At 33.9% G+C, this 26,761-nt stretch carries 27 protein-coding genes and 2 pseudogenes; 11 read left to right on the forward strand and 18 right to left on the reverse strand.

The genetic code is table 11. The features are described from left to right. Positions 1–126: 126 nt before the first annotated feature. The 4 genes from IDG45_RS01810 to IDG45_RS01825 all read left to right on the forward strand — a co-directional run bounded on the left by IDG45_RS01810 (position 127) and on the right by IDG45_RS01825 (position 3,328). Positions 127–684 carry a TetR/AcrR family transcriptional regulator gene (locus IDG45_RS01810; RefSeq protein WP_001224178.1) on the forward strand — a complete coding sequence of 186 codons (558 nt, stop codon included), beginning with the start codon at positions 127–129 and terminating at the stop codon, positions 682–684. Beyond that, positions 677–1,381, forward strand: a complete 705-nt coding sequence (locus IDG45_RS01815; RefSeq protein ID WP_206171533.1) for an SDR family NAD(P)-dependent oxidoreductase — start codon at positions 677–679, stop codon at positions 1,379–1,381. Before IDG45_RS01810 ends, IDG45_RS01815 begins: the two co-directional genes overlap by 8 nt. An 86-nt stretch (positions 1,382–1,467) precedes the next feature. Continuing rightward, entirely contained in the window at positions 1,468–2,478 is a 1,011-nt protein-coding gene (locus tag IDG45_RS01820; RefSeq protein ID WP_000836425.1) for an amidohydrolase family protein, read from the forward strand. Between the two features lie 19 nt (positions 2,479–2,497). Further along, positions 2,498–3,328, forward strand: a complete 831-nt coding sequence (locus tag IDG45_RS01825; RefSeq protein WP_000448904.1) for an alpha/beta hydrolase — start codon at positions 2,498–2,500, stop codon at positions 3,326–3,328. A 145-nt stretch (positions 3,329–3,473) separates the two neighbouring features. Here IDG45_RS01825 and IDG45_RS01830 read toward each other — a convergent pair whose 3' ends face one another. From IDG45_RS01830 to IDG45_RS01860, 7 genes are all read right to left on the reverse strand, one after another. Further along, positions 3,474–4,364 (reverse strand): CobW family GTP-binding protein, encoded by an 891-nt coding sequence (locus IDG45_RS01830; RefSeq protein ID WP_000706603.1) that lies wholly within the window; start codon positions 4,362–4,364, stop codon positions 3,474–3,476. A 99-nt stretch (positions 4,365–4,463) separates the two neighbouring features. Next, entirely contained in the window at positions 4,464–5,804 is a 1,341-nt protein-coding gene (locus tag IDG45_RS01835) for a nucleoside recognition domain-containing protein (protein WP_000895206.1), read from the reverse strand. Next, the gene (locus IDG45_RS01840; protein WP_001163731.1) at positions 5,798–6,904 is read right to left on the reverse strand and encodes an NAD(P)/FAD-dependent oxidoreductase; all 1,107 of its coding nucleotides are present in this window, start codon (positions 6,902–6,904) and stop codon (positions 5,798–5,800) included. Before IDG45_RS01840 ends, IDG45_RS01835 begins: the two co-directional genes overlap by 7 nt. A gap of 295 nt (positions 6,905–7,199) precedes the next feature. Next, a complete protein-coding gene (locus tag IDG45_RS01845; protein WP_000447706.1) occupies positions 7,200–7,496 on the reverse strand; it encodes a DUF4176 domain-containing protein in 297 nt (98 codons plus the stop codon). Next, positions 7,484–7,852 carry a hypothetical protein gene (locus tag IDG45_RS01850; RefSeq protein WP_000066364.1) on the reverse strand — a complete coding sequence of 123 codons (369 nt, stop codon included), beginning with the start codon at positions 7,850–7,852 and terminating at the stop codon, positions 7,484–7,486. Before IDG45_RS01850 ends, IDG45_RS01845 begins: the two co-directional genes overlap by 13 nt. A 14-nt stretch (positions 7,853–7,866) precedes the next feature. Beyond that, positions 7,867–8,145, reverse strand: a complete 279-nt coding sequence (locus IDG45_RS01855; RefSeq protein ID WP_000987947.1) for a TIGR04197 family type VII secretion effector — start codon at positions 8,143–8,145, stop codon at positions 7,867–7,869. 336 nt (positions 8,146–8,481) lie between these two features. Beyond that, entirely contained in the window at positions 8,482–9,348 is an 867-nt protein-coding gene (locus tag IDG45_RS01860) for a fructosamine kinase family protein (RefSeq protein ID WP_001005526.1), read from the reverse strand. Between the two features lie 217 nt (positions 9,349–9,565). Here IDG45_RS01860 and IDG45_RS01865 point away from each other — a divergent pair, with 217 nt between their 5' ends. Both IDG45_RS01865 and IDG45_RS01870 read left to right on the forward strand, forming a co-directional pair. Then, entirely contained in the window at positions 9,566–10,630 is a 1,065-nt protein-coding gene (locus IDG45_RS01865) for a quinone-dependent dihydroorotate dehydrogenase (protein WP_000277419.1), read from the forward strand. Between the two features lie 154 nt (positions 10,631–10,784). Beyond that, a complete protein-coding gene (locus tag IDG45_RS01870) occupies positions 10,785–11,060 on the forward strand; it encodes a hypothetical protein (protein WP_000159837.1) in 276 nt (91 codons plus the stop codon). 185 nt (positions 11,061–11,245) lie between these two features. Here the strand turns inward: IDG45_RS01870 and IDG45_RS01875 are convergent, their stop codons facing one another. Continuing rightward, positions 11,246–11,968, reverse strand: a complete 723-nt coding sequence (locus tag IDG45_RS01875; protein WP_000606210.1) for an epoxyqueuosine reductase QueH — start codon at positions 11,966–11,968, stop codon at positions 11,246–11,248. Positions 11,969–12,317: 349 nt separating this feature from the next. Between IDG45_RS01875 and IDG45_RS01880 the strand changes: the two genes are divergently transcribed. Continuing rightward, positions 12,318–12,767, forward strand: a complete 450-nt coding sequence (locus IDG45_RS01880; protein WP_000125707.1) for a VOC family protein — start codon at positions 12,318–12,320, stop codon at positions 12,765–12,767. Between the two features lie 83 nt (positions 12,768–12,850). Here the strand turns inward: IDG45_RS01880 and IDG45_RS01885 are convergent. Together IDG45_RS01885 and IDG45_RS01890 are read right to left on the reverse strand one after the other, a co-directional pair. Beyond that, positions 12,851–13,435: pseudogene (locus tag IDG45_RS01885) on the reverse strand (TetR/AcrR family transcriptional regulator). After that, positions 13,413–13,521: pseudogene (locus IDG45_RS01890) on the reverse strand (hypothetical protein). The pseudogenes IDG45_RS01885 and IDG45_RS01890 overlap by 23 nt, the downstream one beginning before the upstream one ends. A 56-nt stretch (positions 13,522–13,577) precedes the next feature. On the opposite strand from IDG45_RS01890, the gene IDG45_RS01895 reads away from it, so the two are divergent. Further along, positions 13,578–15,260 (forward strand): CocE/NonD family hydrolase, encoded by a 1,683-nt coding sequence (locus IDG45_RS01895; protein ID WP_111063719.1) that lies wholly within the window; start codon positions 13,578–13,580, stop codon positions 15,258–15,260. A gap of 97 nt (positions 15,261–15,357) precedes the next feature. On the opposite strand, the gene sasK is transcribed toward IDG45_RS01895, so the two are convergent. The 5 genes from sasK to panB all read right to left on the reverse strand — a co-directional run bounded on the left by sasK (position 15,358) and on the right by panB (position 19,482). Then, the gene (sasK, locus tag IDG45_RS01900; protein WP_000755985.1) at positions 15,358–15,993 is read right to left on the reverse strand and encodes an LPXTG-anchored surface protein SasK; all 636 of its coding nucleotides are present in this window, start codon (positions 15,991–15,993) and stop codon (positions 15,358–15,360) included. 15 nt (positions 15,994–16,008) lie between these two features. Beyond that, positions 16,009–17,085: a trypsin-like serine peptidase gene (locus IDG45_RS01905; protein ID WP_000161214.1), complete on the reverse strand. Its 1,077-nt coding sequence runs from the start codon at positions 17,083–17,085 to the stop codon at positions 16,009–16,011. Between the two features lie 349 nt (positions 17,086–17,434). Then, positions 17,435–17,818, reverse strand: a complete 384-nt coding sequence (gene panD / locus IDG45_RS01910; protein ID WP_000621530.1) for an aspartate 1-decarboxylase — start codon at positions 17,816–17,818, stop codon at positions 17,435–17,437. Position 17,819: 1 nt separating this feature from the next. Next, on the reverse strand, positions 17,820–18,671 hold the full coding sequence (gene panC, locus IDG45_RS01915) for a pantoate--beta-alanine ligase (protein ID WP_000163745.1): 852 nt from the start codon (positions 18,669–18,671) through the stop codon (positions 17,820–17,822). After that, positions 18,664–19,482: a 3-methyl-2-oxobutanoate hydroxymethyltransferase gene (gene panB / locus IDG45_RS01920; RefSeq protein WP_000860048.1), complete on the reverse strand. Its 819-nt coding sequence runs from the start codon at positions 19,480–19,482 to the stop codon at positions 18,664–18,666. The genes panC and panB overlap by 8 nt, the downstream gene beginning before the upstream one ends. 72 nt (positions 19,483–19,554) lie before the next feature. Here panB and IDG45_RS01925 point away from each other — a divergent pair, with 72 nt between their 5' ends. Next, complete coding sequence (locus IDG45_RS01925; RefSeq protein ID WP_000953552.1) at positions 19,555–20,415, forward strand: oxidoreductase; 861 nt, start codon at positions 19,555–19,557, stop codon at positions 20,413–20,415. Positions 20,416–20,500: 85 nt separating this feature from the next. Here IDG45_RS01925 and budA read toward each other — a convergent pair whose 3' ends face one another. Next, the gene (budA, locus tag IDG45_RS01930) at positions 20,501–21,205 is read right to left on the reverse strand and encodes an acetolactate decarboxylase (protein WP_000186117.1); all 705 of its coding nucleotides are present in this window, start codon (positions 21,203–21,205) and stop codon (positions 20,501–20,503) included. A 278-nt stretch (positions 21,206–21,483) separates the two neighbouring features. Beyond that, positions 21,484–22,443: an L-lactate dehydrogenase gene (locus tag IDG45_RS01935; RefSeq protein ID WP_000846637.1), complete on the reverse strand. Its 960-nt coding sequence runs from the start codon at positions 22,441–22,443 to the stop codon at positions 21,484–21,486. A gap of 686 nt (positions 22,444–23,129) precedes the next feature. On the opposite strand from IDG45_RS01935, the gene IDG45_RS01940 reads away from it, so the two are divergent. Continuing rightward, complete coding sequence (locus tag IDG45_RS01940) at positions 23,130–24,578, forward strand: APC family permease (RefSeq protein WP_000534428.1); 1,449 nt, start codon at positions 23,130–23,132, stop codon at positions 24,576–24,578. A 79-nt stretch (positions 24,579–24,657) separates the two neighbouring features. Here the strand turns inward: IDG45_RS01940 and IDG45_RS01945 are convergent, their stop codons facing one another. Next, entirely contained in the window at positions 24,658–25,995 is a 1,338-nt protein-coding gene (locus IDG45_RS01945; RefSeq protein WP_000030059.1) for an aspartate aminotransferase family protein, read from the reverse strand. Positions 25,996–26,248: 253 nt separating this feature from the next. Between IDG45_RS01945 and IDG45_RS01950 the strand changes: the two genes are divergently transcribed. Continuing rightward, complete coding sequence (locus tag IDG45_RS01950; RefSeq protein WP_001237620.1) at positions 26,249–26,665, forward strand: hypothetical protein; 417 nt, start codon at positions 26,249–26,251, stop codon at positions 26,663–26,665. The last annotated feature ends 96 nt before the right edge of the window (positions 26,666–26,761 follow it).

A 26,761-nucleotide genomic window follows, 5' to 3' on the forward strand; every position in this document is an offset into this window, starting at 1 on the left:
AACACTCTTTTCTTTTATGATATTTAATAGTTATTGCAAATTCATTGCTAACTTTCTTAACACGCTTTATAATAAACGGAGAGTTATCCGTTTGTCAATTTTAGAGAACTATAAGTAGGTGGAATAATGCGAAAGGATGCCATAGAGAATAGGCAACGAATTGAAGAAATAGCGCACAAACTTTTTGATGAAGAAGGCGTTGAAAACATTAGTATGAATCGTATTGCTAAAGAACTAGGTATCGGTATGGGGACACTATATCGACATTTTAAAGATAAAAGCGATTTATGCTTCTACGTCATACAAAGAGATCTTAATACTTTTATAACTCGATTTAAACAAATTAAGGATGACTATCATTCTAATTATGAGGTTATGAAAGTATCTTTAGATTATCTTTTACAATTTAAAATCGATAATAAAACACTTCTTCATTGTATTGAAGCTGGCAACAATAAATTACGTTTTTACCAAAGCGCATTTTATCAAGAATTATTTGATTTTTATTACGATTTATTTAAAAGCGATGATGACATTTTCACAAAGTTCAAAACTGATATGCTGTTGCAATCATTATCAACTAGTGTATTTGCCTTCCAAATAGAACATCGCCATATTTCAATTGAAGCGTACAGAAATTATTTATTAAACATTTATTTAGATGAGGTGGAACGTAATGACTAAAATTGTGTTAATCACAGGAGGCAATAAAGGGTTAGGCTATGCAAGTACAGAGGCACTTAAAGCATTGGGTTACAAAGTTTATATAGGTTCTCGTAATGACGTAAGAGGACAACAAGCATCACAAAAATTAGGTATTCATTATGTACAGTTAGATGTTACAAGTGACTACTCTGTCAAAAATGCTTATAACATGATTGCTGAAAAAGAAGGTCGTCTTGATATCCTCATTAACAATGCAGGTATATCTGGTCAATTTTCAACACCTTCCAAATTGACACCTCGTGACGTTGAAGAAGTATATCAAACGAATGTATTTGGTATCGTTCGAATGATGAACACATTCGTCCCTCTCTTAGAAAAATCTGAACAACCTGTTGTCGTCAACGTATCAAGTGGTTTAGGTTCATTTGGAATGGTTACAAACCCCGAAACAGCTGAATCTAAAGTGAATTCATTAGCTTATTGTTCGTCTAAATCGGCAGTAACAATGCTAACATTACAATACGCTAAAGGATTACCAAACATGCAAATCAATGCTGCTGATCCAGGTGCTACAAACACTGATTTAGTTGGTGATTTTAGTAATAATTCCAAACACGTTTCTGAAGGAATCAAGCCAATCATTCAATTAGCAACGATTGGTGCAGATGGCACAACAGGTACATTTATTAATGGCGATGGAGAAATGCCTTGGTAGATCAATTTTATGTTACAAACATTGAAATTAGAGGTATATAAAAAATGCTTCTGCAATAGATGCAATACAATATGGAGGCGAATTAAATGAAAAGTATTACGTTTGAAGAACATTATGTCATTGAAGATATTCAAAAAGAAACGATGAATGCGATATCAGCAGATCCTAAAGGTGTACCGATGAAAGTAATGTTAGAAGGCCTTGAAAAAAAGACAGGTTTTACAAATGCCGACGAATTATCACATCATGATGAACGTATCCAATTTATGAATAATCAAGACGTTCAAATTCAAGTCTTATCTTATGGAAATGGGTCTCCTTCAAATTTAGTTGGTCAGAAAGCCATTGAATTATGCCAAAAAGCAAATGATCAATTGGCAAACTATATTGCACAATATCCCAATCGCTTTGTAGGATTTGCAACTTTACCTATCAATGAGCCTGAAGCGGCAGCGCGAGAATTCGAACGTTGCATCAATGATTTAGGATTCAAAGGTGCGCTCATTATGGGACGTGCACAAGATGGTTTTCTTGATCAAGACAAATATGACATTATTTTCAAAACAGCTGAAAATTTAGGCGTACCAATTTATCTACATCCCGCGCCAGTTAACAGTGACATTTATCAATCATACTATAAAGGAAATTATCCTGAAGTAACCGCGGCAACATTTGCTTGTTTTGGTTATGGTTGGCACATTGATGTCGGAATTCATGCAATACATCTAGTATTATCTGGCATTTTTGATCGTTATCCAAAGTTAAATATGATTATAGGACATTGGGGTGAGTTTATCCCATTCTTCTTAGAACGTATGGATGAAGCTTTATTCGCTGAACATTTGAACCACCCTGTAAGCTATTACTTTAAAAATAATTTTTATATCACACCAAGTGGCATGTTAACGAAGCCACAGTTTGATTTAGTCAAGAAAGAAGTAGGTATTGATAGAATTCTTTATGCTGCTGATTATCCATATATTGAGCCTGAAAAATTAGGCGTATTTTTAGATGAACTGGGTTTAACAGATGAAGAAAAAGAGAAAATAAGTTATACAAATGGTGCTAAATTATTAGGTTTATCATCTAACAATTAACAAATGGAGGTCATTGAATATGGAAACTTTAGAATTACAAGGCGCTAAATTACGATACCACCAAGTCGGACAAGGACCCGTGCTCATCTTTATTCCTGGTGCAAACGGTACCGGAGACATTTTTCTGCCTCTTGCAGAACAGTTAAAAGACCATTTTACTGTTGTAGCCGTTGATCGTCGTGATTATGGAGAAAGCGAGTTAACTGAACCACTCCCTGATTCCGCTTCTAACCCTGACAGTGATTATCGTGTCAAACGCGACGCACAGGACATTGCCGAACTTGCAAAGTCATTAAGTGATGAACCTGTCTATATATTAGGTTCAAGTTCAGGTTCAATCGTTGCGATGCATGTGTTAAAAGATTACCCTGAAGTCGTTAAAAAGATTGCATTTCATGAACCACCAATTAATACATTTTTACCAGACAGTACTTATTGGAAAGATAAAAATGATGACATTGTGCATCAAATTTTAACAGAAGGCTTAGAAAAAGGCATGAAAACATTTGGTGAAACATTAAATATCGCACCAATTGATGCAAAAATGATGTCTCAACCTGCTGATACTGAAGAAGGACGTATAGAACAGTACAAACGTACGATGTTCTGGTCAGAATTTGAAATTAGACAATATACGCATTCAGATATTACTTTGGATGATTTCACAAAATACAGCGATAAAATCACCCTACTAAATGGGACAGATTCTAGAGGATCCTTCCCACAAGATGTCAACTTTTATATAAACAAAGAAACTGACATACCTATTGTAGATATTCCAGGCGGTCACTTAGGTTATATTCAAAAACCTGAAGGCTTTGCTGACGTATTATTAAATATGTGGGGTTAATCTATCGTTCTCTAATAAAACAGCTTGGACAGTTTTCAAATTATATTTGATGGCTGACCAAGCTTTTTTTGTTTACGTTTAAACGTTCAAATCAACTCGTTATTATACATGAAGGCATGTTAACCATTCTCTTCCACTGAAAACACTACTGTTCCAAACATTGATAGTCTTCTTTTGAAATACCCTTTCCGATAAGCACCAAATATTCTGGCACTTTTTTTGAAAATGCTACAGGTGTTAATTCATATTGTCCTTGTGTAAATTGAATGAGATACGTATGTGTAGTGTCTTTAAATGTCATAAACCCTTTCAACCTATAAATATGAGACGGAAGGCATGCTAAACGTTTTATAAACTGTGCTTTAGTACATTTGACTGGTGATTGCACAAATTGATGATTAATCATTTGATGTAACGACTTATGTTTATTGTCAGAAGTTGCTGTCATTTGTCTAACTGATATTGGCAAAGTGACGCTGCCATGCATACCAACTTGTATATCGGCCTCTGGGTTAATAACTTCTAAATCTTTCAATAGTTTGCTCGTCGTTTCAACATCTGCTGAATCTATTTTATTAACAAATAAGACAGAACAATATGCTAATTGCTCATAAAATAAGCCTTGGATGTCTTTAGGGAATGATTTAATGTGTTTATACATGCTTGCGTCTATTACACCAATTATATGTGTAATTGTTGTAAACGGAGCTAAAATAGGCGTTAAACAAGCATCTAAGACAGAGACCGGTTCTGCAATCCCACTACATTCAATAAATACAATGTCTGGTTGCTCTTTTAAATATAATTGATGTAACTGTTCTGATACATCTGCTTTCATTGCACAACAGATACACCCCTCTGTCAGTTCACTTAAAGGTATGTCTTCAGATACTAAGGCACCATCAACACTCATTTTGCCAAATTCATTCATGATAACTGCCGGTTTCAGCGACTCCTTTAATGATTCAGCGAGCAAATGATTTAAGACAGTCGTTTTACCGCCACCTAAAAACCCACCTACAATAACTATTTTCATCTGCGACTCTCCTCTTATACTTCATATGCATAGAATATTCCAAGATAGCTTTCCTATTTACTGACATGACTCTATATTCAGTTATAGTTCATTTCTTTTTTAAATAATCAACATTACTATTTTAACAATGATGCCTACACCAATAACTAAAGACAATGATGTCACCATTTGCTTTCCAATTAATTTTAGTGCTGACTGACCACCTAAATGTTTCAAAAGCATTGTCATTGTGACCGAGCACGCTGTAAATGTTGAACTAAAAAACACAAGTAGTAGTAACTGTGTTGCTGTCATTTCTTGTAATAAGGCGCCTTGATGCAAATTAAACAAGAGCATGCCGTCTTTTCGAATCATTGAAAATAAAATCCCTGGTGACAATTCTGACGAGATGCCTAATAACGATAATATAGGTGTAAATATTTGTGATAAAACATTCAAAATTGGCGTTAGTGATAAAATACTAACAATAAGACAGATTGTGATAAAAATAGGTAGCGCTTGAACGATAAACATTTGTATATTTTGCCACATTTGTAGCAACATTTGACGTATATTTGGCACATGTAATTGCCTATCATGAGGTAGCGGAACGCTAAGTTGTTGATCATTCTTTTTCAACCATATCCTATTATGTAAGATGCCACCTAAAAGTACTAATATTAAGTACGGCATAAATAGCCATGACTTTCCAGCTACACTAAAAATAGATAATGTCGCACCTATTTGATAACTACAAGAACTACCAAAGCTTATTAAACTCATACACTGTGTCTTCGTGCAGGTATGGCATTGGTGTGCTGCTTGTGAAATGGCTGCTGCATTACATCCAAATCCTTCTAATAGTGGCACGATATCATTACCTTGTAATCCTATCCGTAACATTGATGGTTCAATTGCCCATATCATCCATGATTTGAATCCTGTTTGATCAATTATAGCAGTTGATAAACTAATCAATATTACAACCGGCAATGCCCATACGAGCGAATATGTTCCAAGTGATAGCACACCATAATCACCAAATAATATATGCTGTAATATATCGTGATTGAGCAATGTTATTTGAGTTAAATATTCTATCCATGCTGATACATACTGATTTTGAAACCAATCTGAAAATTGATAAGCGATACCGATTGGCAATGCAAACATTAAAAATATCAACAACCAGGCTAAAAATGTCGCACTTATTTTAGGTCTTAATTGTCGTCGCTCATGTTGAAATAGTGTCAATTGTTCTATCACATGTTCGCTCGCTATAGGCGAAGAAACTACACTTTCTGCCAATGAAATATCTAATTTCTGTTTTATGATTAATAATCTTAATTTCGCTTTTTCTGTTGCGGTAAGTTTATCCGCATGACTAATAACCAAATAATGAGGTTCATTAGGTATGGGCGTATAATGCCCCGTTCTCATATCATATTTCACTTCTAACATGTGCATGACACTTCACAACATGAATAATCATCTAAATACATTTGATTTTTTTGGTAATTTTCAATGACATCTTGTTTAGCTGGTAAGCCTTCCCGCTGTGTTAAAAGATGTGCAAGTACTGCAAATCGCGCTCTGAATTTATAGATATAGCATAATTTGGCATTATCATTTTCAACTGTTGCACCAATCATAAAAATATTCGGATAACGTGTCGATTCATCATGTGTTGTTAATTTAATATCTTGATTTGTTGTCACAAATAATTGTTGAACGATTGGATTTTTTGTTGCATCAAAGCCAGTTGCTAGTATTGGTTCATGAGGCGTATGCACACTTTGTCCGCTATCAAAACTGATATGATACTGTCCATTCTTAAAATCAATATCTTTAACTGTATAATGTACATTCATTTCAATGCGAGCACCTTGCTTAATGACATTACCTAGTCGCTGACGTGTATAAGGTGACAATCTAACACTAGGATCAGCATCCGGATCATTTAAACCGGTTGTGCTAGTATAAAGTGCGATGTCAGAGCCATTTTTTGCAAGTTGATATGCAGCATCAAAGCCACTTTCATTACCTCCGATAACCACATATTGCCCTTTATTAAAGTTATCAAAGTCTTCAATTCCACTATAATGAATACCATATTTAAATGGCTTTTTAGGGAAATTATAATCACCTGTTGCGACAAAGATATAATCCGCGTGATATGTCTCTGTTGTCGTTGCAATCGTATAATATGCATCATCTACAGATATATTTGTGACAACTGTATTTTCAAAGATATTCAGCTCGTAATGGTTGGCAACCACTTGTAAATATTCAGCATATGTTTCTCCGGAAATATGTTCTTCATTAAATGTAAATGCTGGTGAAGTATCCATGGAAATTGCATTCATATCAGGCATGCCAAATCCATTAGACGTAAATGATGGCGTAATCGTACGGGTCGATTTCGGCCAATGTTTAAATGAATGTCCTACTGTTCCTTTTTCTAAAATAATGACATCTGTTATACCAAAATCTTTTAAGGTAATGGCCATACCTATACCTGCAGCACCGGCACCGATAATAGCCGCTTTATGATGTTGCATATTAACACTCCCTCAATAATCTATTTCAAGTTATTGTTTTTGATTATAAATCGTAATAATTACGATTTATAAAGTATAGACCTATCCTTGAGAAATTTCAATATTAAAAGAAAAACTTCCGCTATTGTAGAGAATTCATCTACATTTCGAAAGTTGGTATGTGTCTTTTTTATTAAACTTAAAGATGCTACGGTTAGTTCAAATGATTGCGATAGACATTCAATGGTTGTCATCCAGCCTCAGTACTTGGAGATAACATTTTGGCGGTGAGACAGAAATCATATTTTTACAAAATTTATTGGGGTGTAACTTCTCCACGTTGTATTTCACTATCCAAATTTTGTTTCATATTATCAAACAACTCTTGAAATCTAACCTCATCTTGATCAGAGTAACCTTTAAAAATAACTGAATCTATATTTTCCTCGTTAAAATAATAAATTTCATCTTCCACAACACCAATCGGATATTTACATGCAGAATAGTCAAACATATACTTTTGATTTTCAATTTCTACAATTGGTCCTCTATTAATAATCATTAACTTTTGCGAACCTTCTTTTAAATAAATAATGCTTCCTATTGTTTCCATTTATTTTCCTCCTTTGTCACCATCTCGATTTCGATATTCCTTCGCATTTCTAAGTCAATCATCTCTTCTTCCGCTTTACGAATGCCATGTTGAATTTGCTGTTGTTGCTCGTATAACGCTTCCGTTGAACGTCGTTTCGCAAAATGAAATTCATCGCGGAACTGTTCCATACGACTAGCCATATTGCTACTATAATAACGCTCACCTAAATGTTGATATAATTGTTCTATCGAATGATTAAGCGCATCGCTTTCATCTATCAATGCTTTAACCTCTTGCTTTTCATCATATAAGTCATCCATTTGCTTATGTTTCGCTGTGATCATTTTATTGATTCCATCAAGTTTATTCGACATCATTTCACCACGTTTTAATTTTTACCAATTTCATTACCAATCATTACATCAGTTTGGTCAAAAGCCTCACCAACTTTTTGTATATTATCGCTCGCAGTTCGTATTGCTTCAGCAACAGATTGATTCTTACTAATCAAATCATCTATCACACTATGAGCATTATTATTTCCACTTACTGTTGTACTTTCATCTTTATCCGGTTTCGACACATTATTACATGTTTCAACAGCGCTTTTAATAGATGATGATGCACTATTGGTCTTAAAAATATCACTTTGAACTGTACTCATCATTTACACCTCTTCCCATTTAAATTATTTTAAAATTATTAGAAACTGTATCAATATATGATATTCAAACATTCAATAATACTTAAATATTGTTTTGTGATTATATTCAAAATTATTGTATCAATAAATATGTATCATTCCTAGAATTTTATTGAACAAAAAGTTAGAAAATCACTTTTATTGCGACTCAATCTTGTTTTGCATTATAGAAATTAACAATAGAGATTAAAATTTTATTTTCTAACAATAAAAAAGCACAAATATTTTTATTGAGGCAGCTGAAGGCCTTCTCATTGTAAAAATATCTGTGCATATTATTATCTTAATCTAACGTAATAACTAACCTGTTGTATCTTGTAAAATCTTATCCATAGAATGCGCAACACTATCACGGTACATCTCCCCAAATTTCAATAAATGCACCATCAATAAATATAAACGATAAAATTCAAGTCTATAGGATGCACCTTTTGCGAGTGGATAATGTTTATTATACGCATCATAAAATTCGCTCGTAAAACCACCAAATACCGTTGTAATACCGATATCAAATTCTCTGTCACCATATAATGGTGCTGGATCAAATAACGCCGGACGACCATCTTGTAAGAACATATAATTACCACCCCATAGATCACCATGTAATAAAGACGGTTTACTTTGATGCTTTTCTAATTCCGCCACAATTTGACGTCGCACTTTGTCATATACTTTGATATCGTTGGCATCCCATAGCCCTCTATTTAGCAACTCATCTTTCAAATGGTCCATGCGCTTGTCGACAAAAATGGTACACCAATCGTCTTGCCAATGATTATCAAAAGAAATATCACCACCTTCATAAGGTAATGAGAAGCCAAATTTGCCTTCTTCTTGTTGCTGACTGTGTAATTGAGCTACGAGTTGCCCTAATTGGCGTTGACTCCCTGAAGCCCCTTCTTCTAAATACGTCATCACTAAATACGCATCACCGTTAACCTCGCCACTTGCAATTACTCTAGGTGCCGTGATACCTGCACGTTCAAATTCATTTAAACCTGCAATTTCTGCAGCATAAAATGATTCTTTACGTCCACGTTGGACAAGTAAGAAAAATGTATCCGTATCCGTTTCGACTCGATATGCTTCGTTTACATCGCCACCACTCACTCGTGAAATCTCTTTAATATCTTTTAAAGGTAAATGCTCTAACCATTGTTCATTCATACAAACACCTTCCATTACGCTTACTTTATACTATTATATTGCCTAATTAGGATTATTTAATCTCAAAATAACTTGTGGTACTTGCGTCAATTTTCAAAACTTTTTAGTTTTAACTAGGAAATTATGTAGGGAAATGCTAGTCTATTAAAAGAATATATTTCACATATATTAAGTTGAGGATAGTAAGCCTCAAATATAATGAAATAGGAGCATACTCATGTACAAATTAATTAAACCTTTCTTATTCAAAATCGAACCCGAAAAAGCACACGGACTAACTATCGATGCATTAAAAACGTTACAAAAATTTCCAGTTTTATTCCCTGTCGTCGATAAACTATTTACTTATAAGAATCCAACGTTATCACAAACGATACAAGGTAATACGTACGACAATCCAATTGGCTTAGCAGCTGGTTTCGACAAATCTTGCGAAGTACCAAAAGCATTGGAACACCTTGGATTCGGTGCTTTAGAATTAGGTGGTATCACACCTAAACCTCAACCGGGTAATCCTCAACCACGCATGTTCAGATTATTAGAAGATGATGCCTTGATAAATCGTATGGGCTTCAATAATATTGGTATGAACAAAGCACTCAGTCATTTGCGTAAAAATGCTTATCAAGTACCTGTTGGTATCAATGTTGGTGTGAATAAAATGACACCTTATGAAGCGCGTTATCAAGATTATATAAAAGTCATTGATACGTTTAAACACGACGTTTCATTTTTCACAGTCAATATCAGTTCTCCAAATACTGAAAACCTTCAAAATTTCCATGATAAAGATGAATTTTCAATGTTATGTCAAGCTTTGACAACATTTAAAAAACAGCACGATGTAACAGTGCCAATTTACTTAAAACTAACGTCTGATATGGATTTCGATGGCTTAAAAGCACTATTACCAGCGATTACTGAGACATTTGACGGTATCATCTTAGCAAACACAACGCGACAACGAGATGGTTTAACTTCTGCTAATAAAGTCGAAGAAGGCGGTTTGAGTGGTCGTCCATTATTTGAACGTAATTTAAAATTGATTAAGTATGCTTATCAGCAAACAAATGGTGAATTTTTAATTATAGGTACAGGCGGCGTATTCAGTACTGAAGATGCAATCAAAATGATGCGTCACGGTGCGTCACTTATTCAAATTTATTCATCACTTGTTATTGAAGGCCCAGGTTTAACTAAAAAAATGAACAAAGGCATCGCACGTTACTTAAAAGATCATCATTTTGACAATGTCAGTGATATTATAGGACTAGATGCCTAATCCAACGTAGTCAAATAATACTTTAAAACTTGCTGAATCGTCTTATTAAAATTATGATATAACTCAAGAAGACATATTTATCACCATTTTTCAAAATAATGACTTAAATATCACATATCATTAAATATAGCGTTTTATAACGGAGGCGTTTGTTATGACTAAAGAAACAGATAATAAAAAAACAGTAGCGACTTCTGACAACAAAGACACACAGCAACAAAATCAACCTGAAGAAGATGAACGTCAAGGGTTGAATGGTTATCGTAAAACAGATCTTGATTTAGAAATCGAGCAAGAGCTACGTGAAATGATGAAAACAGGAGAAAATGAAACGAAAAATGACTACAAAAAGTTTAAAGTGTTTTCACTTATTTCAACACTTGTCATTGTCATTTTAGCAATTATAAGATTTGTTCATAAAATGATGTAATTAGAGTGAGACATTGTTTTATGTCTCAGGATCCAGTCATTCATTATAGCTACAATATTTACGATTATATAAATAACCCGAGATTTTAGTATGATTCATTTCACTAAAGTCTCGGGTTTCTATTTGATAATTTTTAATAGGGCATGACTTGTATATGCGCCTGCCTTTTATCTCATTTCCAATGATTAATCTGGATATTGTTCTAAAAATGCTTTCGCTTCTTTATTAACTGTTTTAAAATCAATACCTTGTTGCATCGCTGCAAAGACACATCCACAATAACACTGCCTAAAGATATTATAGTCATTACACATTTCTATGGAACGCTCATAACCTTTACTTTTCTTAAAATCACTTGGCAAATAGTTCACATCGTATATTTTTTGGACATCCATACCAAGTTCATTGATTAATTGTGCGTTCTTTTTAGGTGATAACGTGATTGCACTGCCAAAATAATCATAGCCATGTTCTACAGCTGCTTTCGCTACAATATCCAAACGCATTTCAAAACAAGCGGTACAACGTAAGCCGCCTTCTTTTTCATCAGCTAATTCTTTATCCTTCACCATTTTCACAAACTTATGCGGTTCATAAGGTGCTTCAATATACTTCACATTCGCACCAGTCTTGCGATTAAAATCTTCCACAAATTGTTCTTGCACTTTAGCACGTCGTAAATACTCATTTTTCGGATGAATATTTGAATTCGCGAAATAAATTGCAATGTCTGCATATTGTGTTAAAAACTCTAATGTATATGTACTACAAGGTGCACAACAACTATGCAATAAGATTTTAGGTCTGATTGCTTCTCTTTCCCACTGCCCGATTAATTTCTTCAACACCTTGTCATAATTAATTTTTTGATTTTTCATTTTACTGATAATAGGTTCAGCATTAATCATGATTTAACCTCCCACATTTAATCATTAACTTCTATTATATATGATTCATATTAAATGTCAGTCAAAAAAGTTATAAATTCATTTTAATGCATTTATATTTCGAAAATCCCTTATGTATCTAAAAGCATTTTTTAAACTTGAATTTTAAAACACTAAACAACACATACGTCTCTGTATCATTTTCATATTTTGTTATATATATGTTTACTTTATTTAAATCAATTTCATCTTATAATTTATCGTGTATTTTACAAAAGATTGATTTCAATTCATCGTAAAAGTTATACTTTTGCCAATTTTTAATGTAACATGGTGTTAGTAATAAAAATAATACATTGAGGTGTTTTACATGACAGCATTATTCCCTTATATCGCTTTTGAAAATTCAAAAGAAGCCCTTGCATATTACGAAGAAGTATTTGGTGCAACTGACGTTAAACGTTTAGAAGTTGGCGAAGAACAAGCGTCACATTTTGGTATGACTAAGGAAGAAGCGCAAGAAGCAACTATGCATGCTGAATTTGAAGTGCTTGGCGTAAAAGTGCTATGTTCTGATTCTTTTGGTCGCGCTGACAAAATTAATAATGGCATATCATTATTAATTGATTATGATGTTAACAATAAGGAAGATGCTGATAAAGTTGAAGCATTCTATGAGCAAATTAAAGATCATTCTTCAATTGAAATCGAATTACCGTTTGCTGACCAATTCTGGGGTGGCAAAATGGGCATCTTTACCGATAAATACGGCGTTCGTTGGATGTTACATGGTCAAGACTATACTGCAATCCAACAATAATGTTATTGATAAAGATATCATTTAATAAACTTATGTTATTTAGCAAGGCAAGCCACTCTCGATTCATGGCTTGCCTTATTTTATTATATATTTTTAATTATCGTTGCTGGCCCTTGATTGACAATCGTATTAAAATGCCTTATTAAGTCAACTTTGTCTATACGGTTTGGATCTTCTACCCAATGTCTTATCAAAGACAATCCCGCACCTGAAACATAACTCATGAAATAGGAAAATGGTATACCATTAATTTGATCGTTTTTATTTTTATAACGTTGTAAATGACACATAATTAAATCATAAAGTTTTTCGTGGATATTTGAATCTTTACCCATACGAAACATCAATTGATAAAATGCGATGTCTTTTTCTATCATTTCTATTAAAACGGTCATAATTTGATGTATGTTATCCGTGGATAACTTAACTGCTCCATTTAACTTCTCATCATGAATGAAGTCTCTTATTTCCTCCAACTGCTAGTCCTCTAATTTTTCAAGCAAATCATATTTATCATAATAATGCGTATAAAATGTACTACGGTTAACATCAGCTAAATCTGCAATTTGTTGCACAGTAATCTCTTCTAATTGGTGTTGATGTAAAAGTTCAATAAATGCATTTCTCATTGCAACTTGTGATTTTCTAATACGTCGATCTATAGTCATTTATATCAAGTCCTCCCCAATGATTATAAACAATTATAAACGTTATGTTCATTATCCTACAAATCTCCAACATTGATGATTGGCACACAATGTTTACCTGTTTAATATAGGTGATACAAACAAACAGAAAAAGGTGATAACAATGAACCAACATTTACTAGGAAATCCAAAATTAACTGTAACTCATGTCAATGAAGTGAAAGCCGGTATTAACCACATCGTTGTCGACAGTGTTCAATATGGAAATCAAGAAATGATTATGGAAAAAGATGTCACTGTGGAAATGCGCGATGGCGAAAAATTATATATTAATATTTTCAGACCAAATAAAGATGGCAAATTCCCTGTAGTTATGTCTGCAGATACTTACGGTAAAGATAATAAGCCTAAAATCACAAATATGGGTGCCCTTTGGCCAACATTAGGCGCCATTCCGACATCTAGTTTTACACCTGAAGAATCACCAGACCCAGGATTTTGGGTGCCAAATGATTATGTTGTAGTTAAAGTTGCATTACGCGGTAGTGACAAATCAAAAGGCGTCTTATCTCCATGGTCAAAAAGAGAAGCGGAAGATTATTACGAAGTGATTGAATGGGCAGCAAATCAGTCATGGAGTAATGGAAATATCGGGACAAATGGTGTTTCTTATCTTGCGGTGACTCAATGGTGGGTTGCATCATTAAATCCACCACATTTAAAAGCAATGATTCCTTGGGAAGGCTTAAATGATATGTATAGAGAAGTAGCCTTTCACGGAGGTATACCGGATACTGGCTTTTATCGTTTCTGGACTCAAGGTATTTTTGCGAGATGGACAGATAATCCAAATATCGAAGACTTGATTCAAGCACAACAAGAATACCCTTTGTTCGATGATTTTTGGAAACAGCGTCAAGTGCCATTATCACAAATTAAAACACCTCTACTAACATGTGCTAGTTGGTCTACACAAGGTTTGCACAACCGTGGCTCTTTTGAAGGATTTAAACAAGCAGCATCAGAAGAAAAATGGCTATATGTGCATGGACGTAAAGAGTGGGAAAGTTACTACGCTAGAGAAAATCTCGAACGCCAAAAATCATTCTTTGATTTTTACCTTAAAGAAGAAAATAACGATTGGAAAGATACGCCTCATGTCATTTATGAAGTTAGAGATCAATTTTATAAAGGCGAATTCAAATCAGCGTCAGCGTTCCCTTTACCTAACACAGAATATACACCATTGTATTTGAATGCTGAAAATCACACATTGAATCATGCAAAGATTAGTAGCGCGCATGTCGCACAATATGACTCTGAAGATAAACGACAAGATGTAAGTTTTAAATATACGTTTGACAAAGATACTGAGTTAGTTGGAAACATGAACTTAAAACTATGGGTAAGCACTACAGACTCAGACGATATGGATTTATTTGCAGGTATTAAAAAGTTAGATCATCGTGGTAATGAAGTTAACTTCCCTGATTTTAATCATATTGAAAATGGTCAAGTAGCTACTGGTTGGTTACGCGTATCACATCGTGAATTAGATCAAGAAAAATCCACAATCGCGCAACCTTGGCATAAACATGAAACAGAATTAAAGTTGTCACAAGATGAGATTGTACCTGTTGAAATCGAATTGTTACCTTCAGGCACGCTATTTAAACAAGGCGAAACATTGGAAGTTGTTGTAAAAGGTAGTGAAATTGTAATTGGTAATAGTACCCCTGGCATGAAAACACGTTATGAACATGAAGAAACCGTAAATAAAGGCATGCACATGATTTATACTGGTGGTAAATATGATTCACAATTAATCATTCCTATCGTTAATTGATATGCAGGAATTACGGTCGATTTTGATTAAAAGTGACATAGTGATAGAAGAGAAGGCCACACGCTTGGAATCTTAAACCAAGGTGTGGCCCTTTTTATTATTGATGGCTATTTAATTTTATAAATCTTGTCACTAAACTTACTACAAGCAATATTAAACCAATAAATAAAGCCATAATTGCTGTATTACTTTCGTTGTTTACTCCTGTTTTTGGTAATTCTTTCAATTGTTGCTTATGTACTGACTTGCTCTTGCTATCCAAATGAATACTTTGTTGTTTAGCCATTTGTTTATTACTTTTTGTGTGAATATCATTTGCTTTAATACTTGGATTTACAGCACTATTATTCGTTGTTCCATTTGCGTTTTTCAACTGATTAATAACATTTGGATCTTTCGTGCCATCTATTAAATTATCTGGATGTTTTAGTAAATGTCTGCAGTCGGATACTATTTTAGAATCTTTTGCCTTTACCGCATTATTCGGCACCTCATTATCATCTTTCAACTGCTTGATAACATCTGGATCTTTCGTGCCATCTATTAAATTATCAAGTTTTTTCACACGTGCTATGTCACTAACTGGCCCAGGATAATTTGCATCCGGTTGTCTAACTGGTATTAAATTGCTGTTTTCATTCACACCTTCAGGCTTGTTATTTTCGGCGTTCGCATTATCCGTAAAAATCAACACTGATAAAATTGCAACAAATAAACTTATAACTTTTTTCATCTTATTCATCCTTTCCTATTTTACTACCTTAATATCATTGCTATTAAAGTAACCCATCCATCTATTTTTTTCGTCGTATAAAGAGTAATATTTATACCCATTTGGAATATTGTAATAGAGTTTAGCTGTGTACGCTTTATCTTTTTTAATTAATTTATTATCACCCTTTTTTGTAATTTCAATGTTTTTCCAATATATATACTTACTTTTAATTACTTTCACTTTCTTATTATATGGATGACTTCTGTACTTACCTATCCAATAATTTATGTAATCTAATTTTAAATCATTTATTCTCACGCCTGAATTATGATTATATCTGCCGTATGCATGTACTCCGATGATATTGTTTTTTGAATCTCTTATCGCACTACCACTTTGTCCTGAAAATGTGTCTACCGTATAATACATTTCATTCTCATCAAAACTTTCTAATTTCCCTTTACCTTTATATTGTCTGTTGTCTGACTTGTCTCCTGGAAATCCAGAAATTTCAATATTTTCACCTTTGCTAATGCGTGTGTTCAAAGTTAAGTAACCTGTTTTATTTCCTAAATTACTATTCAACTTAATAATTGCTATATCTTCTTTTGTGGGAGCATTATTAATCCAAGATTTAGATACAAAAAACTTATGCGAAAATGTCTTTCCTATTGTATATGTTTGCCCATTTACTCCAGCATAGACATCAATCTTTTTAGCCCAACCTTTATCGTCTTTAGAATAGACATTATGAGCCGCTGTCAATACAATGTCCTTACCAATCATAGTACCGGTACCTTTATATACACGGTTATTTGAAAACGTCATATTTAATAATACAGTCTGCTTATAAGGTCTTTGTAAAATATTATTAACAACCGTTCTTTGATCTTTACCGAAAACTCGCTCAGTTAAGGGCGTACTATAATCACCTACTTCATAAAGCTCATTTTGATCACGTTCAATTGTTCCTGATTCAAAATTATTATCACTACCATTTTCTGAATTGACGATAGGATTATTATCAGCTAAGACAAAATTTTCACCATAATAACTGGAAACAATTACTACTAACAAAATCAAAAATGATATTTTAAAAATTTTTGTCATAGGCATTCCTCCTTTGATCTATATTATTTTTATCTATTTTGTATAATTTTATTATATAATTGTTATCAATTCAATACTTTTTCTTTATGCAAACTAAACAACACGACTTTACCTTATCTCGTTAAGTTAAACATTCTATTTTCTACCAAATAAATTCTGCATACTGTTTTAGAAAATCAATTAGAAAAACTACTTCTTGTTAAATATGACCATCATTAAACACTGCTAAAATTGTAACAATAATACATATGATTTTCTTACGCTAATCAGATAGACATAAAAATAAAAACCTCTAGTAGATAACAATATAGTTATCTACTAGAAGGTTTTTATTTATGGCTATTTAATTTTATAACACTATCGTATTTTCTTTTTCATGAATCATTTCAATAATGACATTGTCTTCATTCATTACTGCTACTTTAGGTGCATGGTGTTTAATTTCTTCTTCATTCAACTGTGCATAAGTCATGATTATGACTACATCGCCTACTTCAACAAGTCTTGACGCTGCACCGTTTAAACAAATTTTACCACTACCTCTTTCACCAGCTATTACGTATGTTTCAAAACGTGCACCATTATTATTATTCACGATGGCTACTTTTTCATTTGGCAAGATGTCTACCGCTTCCAATATATCTGAATCAATCGTAATGCTACCTACATAATTTAAATTTGACTCAGTCACTCTTGCTCTATGAATTTTAGCATTCATCATTGTTCTTATCACTTTATTCAGCTCCAATTATTATATTATCTATTAAACGCGCTTTTGAAAATTTGACAGCTAACGAGATAAATATGCGTCCAGTTATTTCGTGTTGCTCTACTAATTGAGGATAACTATAAACAGCAACTTCTTCAATGCGTCCACTTATATGTGATTCAAGATATTGAGTAACCCTGTCTATAATTACTTTACTTTGACGTTCACCGTCTTGATACAACGCTTGTGCTAATAGCAAACTTTTACTTAAATGTACCGCTTCTTGTCGTTCTTGCTCCGTTAAATAAACATTTCTTGAACTTTTCGCCAAACCATCTGCTTCTCGAACGATATCAATACCAATAATTTCAACGGCATGATTGAAGTCTTTTACCATTTGCTCGACAATAGCCAATTGCTGGGCATCTTTTTTACCAAAATAAGCATAATCCGGCATAACAATATTAAATAGCTTATTAACTACTGTTACCACCCCATCAAAATGCCCTGGACGCTTTGCTCCTTCTAACACATCAGCTAATGGACCTACTTTGACATCAATACCTAATTCACCTGGATACATATCTTCTACTGCAGGATGAAAAACAATGTCCGCCCCTACTTCTGATACTAATTCTAAATCTTTATCAATTTGTCTCGGATAAGCATCGAAATCTTCGTTTGGACCAAATTGTAATGGATTAACAAATACACTCACAACTGTAATATCATTTGTACTAACTGATTCGCGTACCATCGTTAAATGTCCATCATGTAAGGCACCCATTGTTGGGATAAAACCAATCGTTGTGCCTGAGCGTTTGGCTGCTTTAACAATGTGTTGCATCTCTTTTACCGTAGTAATCAGCTTAGTCATTGTTATTAACCTCATTCATAATTTTCTTTTTATACGTATATTCTTCTGATGGAAATGCACCAGATTTAACTTCTTGATCGTATTGTTTTAAACCATCCACACCAACACTAAAATCAGCAAATTGCTTCACAAATTTCGCTTTATGTTCAACACCATAATTTAACATATCGTGATAAACCAATACTTGACCATCTGTACCTTTTCCTGCACCAATACCAATGACTGGAATTGTTAAATGCTTGCTAATTTCTTCTGCTAAATCATTTGGAATTGCTTCAAGTACTAACGCAACTGCACCAGCTTGTTCTACATTTTTCGCATCTAAAATAAGTTGCTCAGCTGCTTCTTTCGTTGCACCTTGTAATTTATATCCCATAACGCCAACACTTTGAGGTGTTAATCCTAAATGTGCAACAACAGGAATACCAATTGCCGTTGCTTTTTCAATAAATGGTGTAATATGCGCTCCTTCTGCTTTAATTGCATTTGCACTCGTCTCCTGATAAAGCTTTAGAGCATGATTTAAGTCTTGTGTCATAGAGATGCCTACTGCACCAATCGGCATATCAACAACTACAAATGTATTTGGTGCGCCTCTTCTTACTGCACGACCGTGATGAATCATATCTGCTAACGTCACTTGTACGGTACTTTCATAACCTAATACAGTCATACCAAGTGAATCCCCAACAAGAATCATATCAATACCCGCTGCTTCCACTTGTTTAGCACTTGGAAAATCATAAGCTGTTACCATAGAAATTTTAGTTTGCTTTTGTTTCATATCTATTAATTGACTTACTGTTTTCAATGTTATTCAACCTCTTTTTGCAGTATTATTAGAAATAGTATAATGAATCTTTTATAGAAAGGAAAGAAGAAGATGTTATCAGTTGCGATTATCGGCCCAGGCGCTGTCGGTACAACTATTGCCTATGAATTACAACAATCATTGCCTCATACAACGCTTATCGGGAGACACGCCAAATCAATAACATATTATACTGTACCACATGCACCTGCACAAGATATTGTTGTGAAAGGTTATGAAGATGTCACAAACACATTTGATGTTATTATTATTGCAGTCAAAACACATCAACTTGATGCAGTTATTCCTCATTTAACTCATCTTGCACATGAGGACACGCTCATCATTTTAGCCCAAAATGGTTATGGTCAACTCGAACATATCCCATTTAAAAACGTATGCCAAGCAGTTGTCTATATAAGTGGTCAAAAGAAAGGCGATGTTGTTACGCATTTCAGAGATTATCAATTACGTATACAAGATAATGCATTAACACGACAATTTAGAGATTTGGTCCAAGAAAGTCAAATCGACATTGTATTAGAAGCAAATATTCAACAAGCTATTTGGTATAAATTGTTAGTTAACTTGGGCATTAATTCTATCACAGCACTCGGTAGACAGACAGTTGCAATCATGCATAATCCTGAAATACGTACACTGTGTAGACAGCTATTACTAGATGGTTGTCGTGTTGCACAGGCAGAGGGGTTAAACTTTTCAGAACAAACTGTCGATACTATTATCACTATATATCAAGGTTATCCCGACGAAATGGGAACGAGCATGTATTACGACATTGTGCATCAGCAACCTCTTGAAGTCGAAGCGATTCAAGGCTTTATTTATCGACGTGCACGTGAACACAATCTTGACACCCCATATCTTGATACTATTTATAGCTTTTTACGCGCGTATCAACAAAATATGTAAGCACATATATAATATAAAAAGACCTTAACGATGCATTTAGAACCACCTGTTCCTAATATCGCTAAGGTCTTTTAATTATATTAGACTATTCAGCTTCTCTAATTTCTTCTGCCACATCTTTATAGTCTATTTTCGCTTTAACAAACGTCTCGTTATTTACCGGGAAATGTTGTTGGAATGTTTCAAAGTTTTGTATCTCAACGACAACGTCATCCACTTCAAAGTCAAGAACATGTCCACCATAAGCTCTTTCATCATCCGCAAAATGTATATGAAAACCAGCAGACCCTACGCCATGAAATAATTCTGGTGTAAAAAATCCAACAATGGCACCACGAATATCTTGTCTTTTTTCCTCAGGTTGTCTGCGTGCTGAATCAATCAAACGTGTATATGGCGGTTGCTGAGCAGGCATCATTCGTACATGCATATGTTTAAATGTGCCATAAATTTTAACAGCCGAAAATAAATTCTCACTTAACATTTCATTTTTAATTTGTGCGAATACATCATCTTGTGATAATTGTTGCAATGGAAATGTCTTACTCGCTTTAAAATTAGTAATCGATGCATACGGTACTTTCTCATCGCCTTTTAATTCTATAAATTCTTTATGCTCGTTAGCATGATATGCCTTCCCGTCTAAAAATATTACTTCGCCATCAGACCCTGTTAACGTTGCAATCCCTAAATTTCCATGTTCTAACAATTCATTAATTGTAGCTGTTCCTTCTAGTAAGCCAGCCATTAACGTACCTAATGTACCATGTTGATACAAGACATTCGTCATTCCAAAACCATCTCCCTATAGTTATTCCTCGTTGTCATGCTCTACTTCGTGCTTAATGCAGAACTACTTTCGTTTATACTCAATGACGCCTCGACATTTCTATTCATGTCACTAAATTTTCACGAGTCATAATACTTTATTCAATTATTATTTTACGCAAAAGTATTGCCTCTATCAATGCTTGCTAAAAAAAATGGACCTATCAGTGCCACATGTTACTGCAACACTAATAGATCCTCTTACCATTAATATATTTCTAATTAATACTTAAAATAGGCTTAGTCTTCTAATAAATATTTAATTGAATCAAATGTATCTTCTAATGTTTTAACAGATTTATCGAACAATGCTTGTTCTTCTGCACTTAATGGCATTTCATAAATTTTAACTGCGCCATGTTGGTTAACTAATGTTGGTACACCTAGGTAAACGCCTTTGTGACCACCATATTGACCATCTAATTGTATAGAAACATTTAAGACATTATTTTCATTATTTAAAATGGCTTTTGAAATGCGCATCAATGCTAATGCAATACCATAATATGTTGACCCTTTAGCTTGGATAATTTCATAAGCAGCGTCACGTGTATTCACATAAATTTCTTCCGCTTTAGCTTCGCTACCAGTTTGTTCTTTTAATGTGTCATATACTGAAATGCCTGCTACATTTGCTTGTGACCAAACTGCAAGTTCAGTATCACCATGCTCACCAATAATACTAGCGTCAACACTTGAAGGTGCAACACCAAGTTCTTGGCTAATTAAATATTGTAAACGTGCACTGTCCAATACAGTACCTGAACCGATAACACGCTCTGCTGGTAATCCAGTATATTCTTTTACAAATCTTGTTAAAATGTCTACAGGGTTTGCCGCGATTAAGAAATATCCATCAAAGCCGCTATCCATTACACTCTTAACAATGCTCTTCATAATCTTAGTATTTTTTTCAACTAATTGTAAACGTGTTTCACCTGGCTTTTGAGGTGCACCAGCTGTAATAACAACTAAATCTGCATCTTTACAGTCTTCGTATTCACCTGCTTTCACATCAACTGGTGAAGGACTGTGGACTGTACCATGGTTTAAATCTTGAACATCTGCTTTTACTTTGTCTTTTGCAATGTCAATAATTACAAATTCATCAGCAACACCTTGCGTAACCATTGCAAAGGCATAGCTTGATCCTACAGATCCATCTCCGATTAATACAACCTTTTTACCAAATGTTTTCATAATTATGTCTCCTAACCTAATTGAATTTATTTTACACGTGACTACACGTAAAAATATCTATACTGAAATTAAAGATTAACAATTTTATTTTATTATAATATTATGCTACCAAATTACAAACATAAAACTGAGATGTAAGCGGAGTCAAATTACACTCTAACGCCAATAAATATTGATATCTCAAGCTTTAGCACGTAATTTGAAATTTGTGACAATTTTTAGCATTCAAAAATTGCGTAATGACGCTATTTAAAGCCTTTAACAAACTATTGATCTTTCTATTTTTTTCATTTTAAAAAGAATGGCTATTCGACTTAAATGACTTACTATATAACCTCCTATTTTCCGCCTTACCCTCATCATATTTGATGCATCTTTTTATAGTCAAAGAATTACATTTCATACAAACTAGCCAATCAGACATAAACATGAAATTGATTTTAAAAATATAATGCGCAAAATTGTTAGAAAATTAGCAAAAAATAGTACTTATTCATTTAATATCTGTTATAATCAGTTTTATCATTTAAAAAATCTATGGATGTTATCAAGACAAGTCATTAATACGTAACATAAAGTTGTTATTTTTCAGAATTTTTAGACAAAATATTGATTATTTGTGCTATGATATAACATATTAAAAAACACCGTATAGAATTGTTTATGAATGTTTGGGAGGAAAGTTTATGGGAAGTTTTTTCAATAAAATAGCACGAAAAGAGGATCCGGCTATCTATCAAAATAAAGATGGTCATTTAAAGCGTACACTTCGGGTGCGTGATTTCTTAGCTTTAGGTGTAGGAACAATTGTATCGACATCTATCTTTACGCTACCTGGCATTGTTGCTGCAGAACATGCAGGACCGGCCGTTGCGTTATCATTCTTACTCGCTGCTATTGTTGCTGGTTTAGTTGCATTTACTTATGCAGAAATGGCTGCCGCTATGCCATTTGCAGGTTCAGCCTATTCTTGGGTCAATGTATTATTTGGTGAATTTTTTGGATGGGTTGCCGGTTGGGCTTTATTAGCTGAATATTTTATCGCCGTAGCCTTTGTTGCATCAGGATTCTCAGCGAATTTACGCGGACTTGTGAAACCAATTGGCATCGAATTACCTGCAGCATTATCAAATCCATTTGGTACCAATGGTGGTTTTATCGATATTATTGCTGCTATCGTTATTTTATTAACTGCATTATTACTATCACGTGGTATGTCAGAAGCAGCACGTATGGAAAACATTTTAGTTATTTTAAAAGTATTAGCTATTATTTTATTTGTAATCGTAGGTTTAACAGCAATAAATGTTAGTAACTATGTGCCATTTATTCCAGAACACAAAGTAACTGCTACAGGTGACTTTGGTGGATGGCAAGGCATATATGCTGGTGTTTCAATGATTTTCTTAGCGTATATCGGTTTCGATTCTATCGCAGCAAACTCAGCAGAAGCACTTGACCCTCAAAAGACAATGCCTAGAGGTATTCTTGGTTCTTTAAGTGTTGCTATCGTATTATTTATTGCTGTAGCACTTGTGTTAGTTGGTATGTTCCATTACTCACAATACGCAAACAATGCAGAACCTGTTGGTTGGGCTTTACGTCAAAGTGGTCATGGTGTTGTAGCAGCTATTGTTCAAGCTATCTCTGTTATCGGTATGTTTACAGCATTAATTGGTATGATGTTAGCAGGCTCACGTTTACTTTATTCATTTGGACGTGACGGCTTATTACCTTCATGGTTAAGCCACTTAAACGATAAACATTTACCTAATCGCGCACTAGTTATACTTACTATTATTGGTGTTTTAATTGGTTCTATGTTCCCATTCGCATTTTTAGCACAATTAATTTCAGCAGGTACACTTGTTGCATTTATGTTCGTTTCATTAGCAATGTATCGTTTGAGAAAGCGTGAAGGTAAAGATCTACCAATTCCTGCGTTTAAATTACCTTTATATCCTGTGTTACCAGCAGTTACATTTGTTTTAGTATTGCTAGTATTCTGGGGATTAGGATTCGAAGCGAAATTATACACTTTAATTTGGTTTATTGTTGGTATCATTCTATATTTAAGTTATGGACTTAGACATTCTAAGAAAAATGACGTAGCTGAATACCATCCACCAAAATAAAAATCAAAAAAATCATTTCCCATCTGATTAACATCCAGATGTGGAAATGATTTTTTATTTTATATTAAGAGAATCGCTATTACCAACCTTGTCCAGATATGTCATATTGATCTAAGTTACCTGTTTCCAAAGCAGTCAGTGCATCTTCTATAGTGTTTAACGCCGTGTCTAATTGCTCATATGTTATCACCAATGGCGGTTGGAATCGCAACACATTTCCTGCTACAGCTATAATAACTACGCCATGCTCAAAGCAGTAATTACAAATTTTAAGTGCCGCACTGGCATCACGTGTTTTGAGTTTTTTGTCGGAAACAATATCAATACCAATGCTCAGACCTTTACCTCTAACATCGCCTACACTATTGTATTTAGATACCCATTGATTCATTCGTTTCCTAACATATTCCCCTTTTTCCGCACTAGCCTGAAGAAGCGACTGTTCTTCAATCATTTGAATTGTGGCTAATGCAGCTTCACAACTAACTGGATTAGCACCTGTTGTAAATAAATGTGCTGGTGCTTCTAAACAATTCATAATCTCTTTGCGTCCAACAATTGCTGACATGGGCATACCACCTGCTAAAGATTTTCCGAAAGTGATTAAATCAGGCGTAAAATTAAAATGCGAGACTGAACTCCATGTACCTGTTCGCCCAAAACCTTGTTGAATATCATCGACAGCGATTAAAATACCATGTTCACGACAAATCTTTTCTAACGCTTCAAAATACCCTGGAACTGGTTCTAAAAGTCCACCATCGCCTTGTATCGTTTCAATAACAATACATGCTACTTCGTCAGCAGGTACATATTTCGCAAACATTTCTTTTAAGGGTGCTAAATATTCTTCTACTGAATTAGCTTGTGGCTGCTCGTACATACCACGATATTTATCTGGAAACGGAATATGATAAAAGCCATTCAATAACGGACCATAATGTTTGCGCATATTTAAACTAATAGCTGACATAGACAACGAGCCAAAAGTTGAACCATGATATGCATTAGTGAAACTAATGATATAAGGACGCCCTGTATATGCTCTGGCAAATTTAATGATGCCATCATTTGCGTCTGATCCGGTTAATCCGAAGGTCACTCTTTTTTCAAAATCTCCAGGTGCAATCTCACAAAGCTTCTTAGCTAAACGTACCAACGGTTCATGATACATATATGCTGGTGTATAATGAATAAATTTATCAACTTGTGCCTTTATCGCTTCTGTTACTTCTCTAGGTGCATGACCTACGTTTTGAGAACTCGCACTCGATAACAAATCGATATATGTCTTCCCCTCAATATCAACCAATGTTGCTCCATATCCATGATCAATAACTAACGGATAATATTTAATACGTCCTGATTTCGCAAAATAATGTTCATCCTCTTGAATTAATTGATGTGCTTTACTCATATACATTCCCCTCCCATTGACAGACCTTATTCGTATAATTACCTTCCCTACATCGATAACCACATTCGATTTGATATCACGTGAAAATACTGTCATGTCATTATGAATACTATCCAATACACTAATAAAATTCAGATTTGTAAATATATTCTGATAATTAAGAATTTTATATCAATCTACTTTGTTTATGCGCATAATTTTGTTCGATTAGGGAATTGTTTACTATATTCCATTTGACTCTGAGGTGATATGAATGCGTTTAAAAGTATTGTTCCATTTCATTGCTGCTATTTTCATATCATTCATGTTGCTATGGATGACCATGTTGTTTGACATAATTAGCGATCAATCACATTTAAAAGCTTTATTATTGAATTTAGATTTTCTAATTCCTTCTGACAATACACCATATACTCTAGAAATAATATGTCACTTACTAATTGGTAGCGTCATTTATTTTGTATTTGTGTTGCTGTTTCATATTTCTAAAAGGCTTTACTATCTATGTTATATCCCTTTAGTTTTCTTATTTATAGCATTGTATCCCTTTTTAGTATTTATTGCGCAACGTCCAATTTTTCAATTTAGTGTGACAGAATTAATCGGTTGGATTATTACACATATTTTCTTTATGTCATTAATGGCGTTAGTCATACCTAGAATAAAATAATATTTTTAATTAAACTGACAATTATTTTTCACATTTTATACACTTTTCAAGGTTTATGACTTGAGAAATGTTCTCATTTTTATCATACTGGAGGTG

The organism is Staphylococcus sp. EG-SA-10, from assembly GCF_017151945.1.
GTDB lineage: Bacteria > Bacillota > Bacilli > Staphylococcales > Staphylococcaceae > Staphylococcus > Staphylococcus aureus.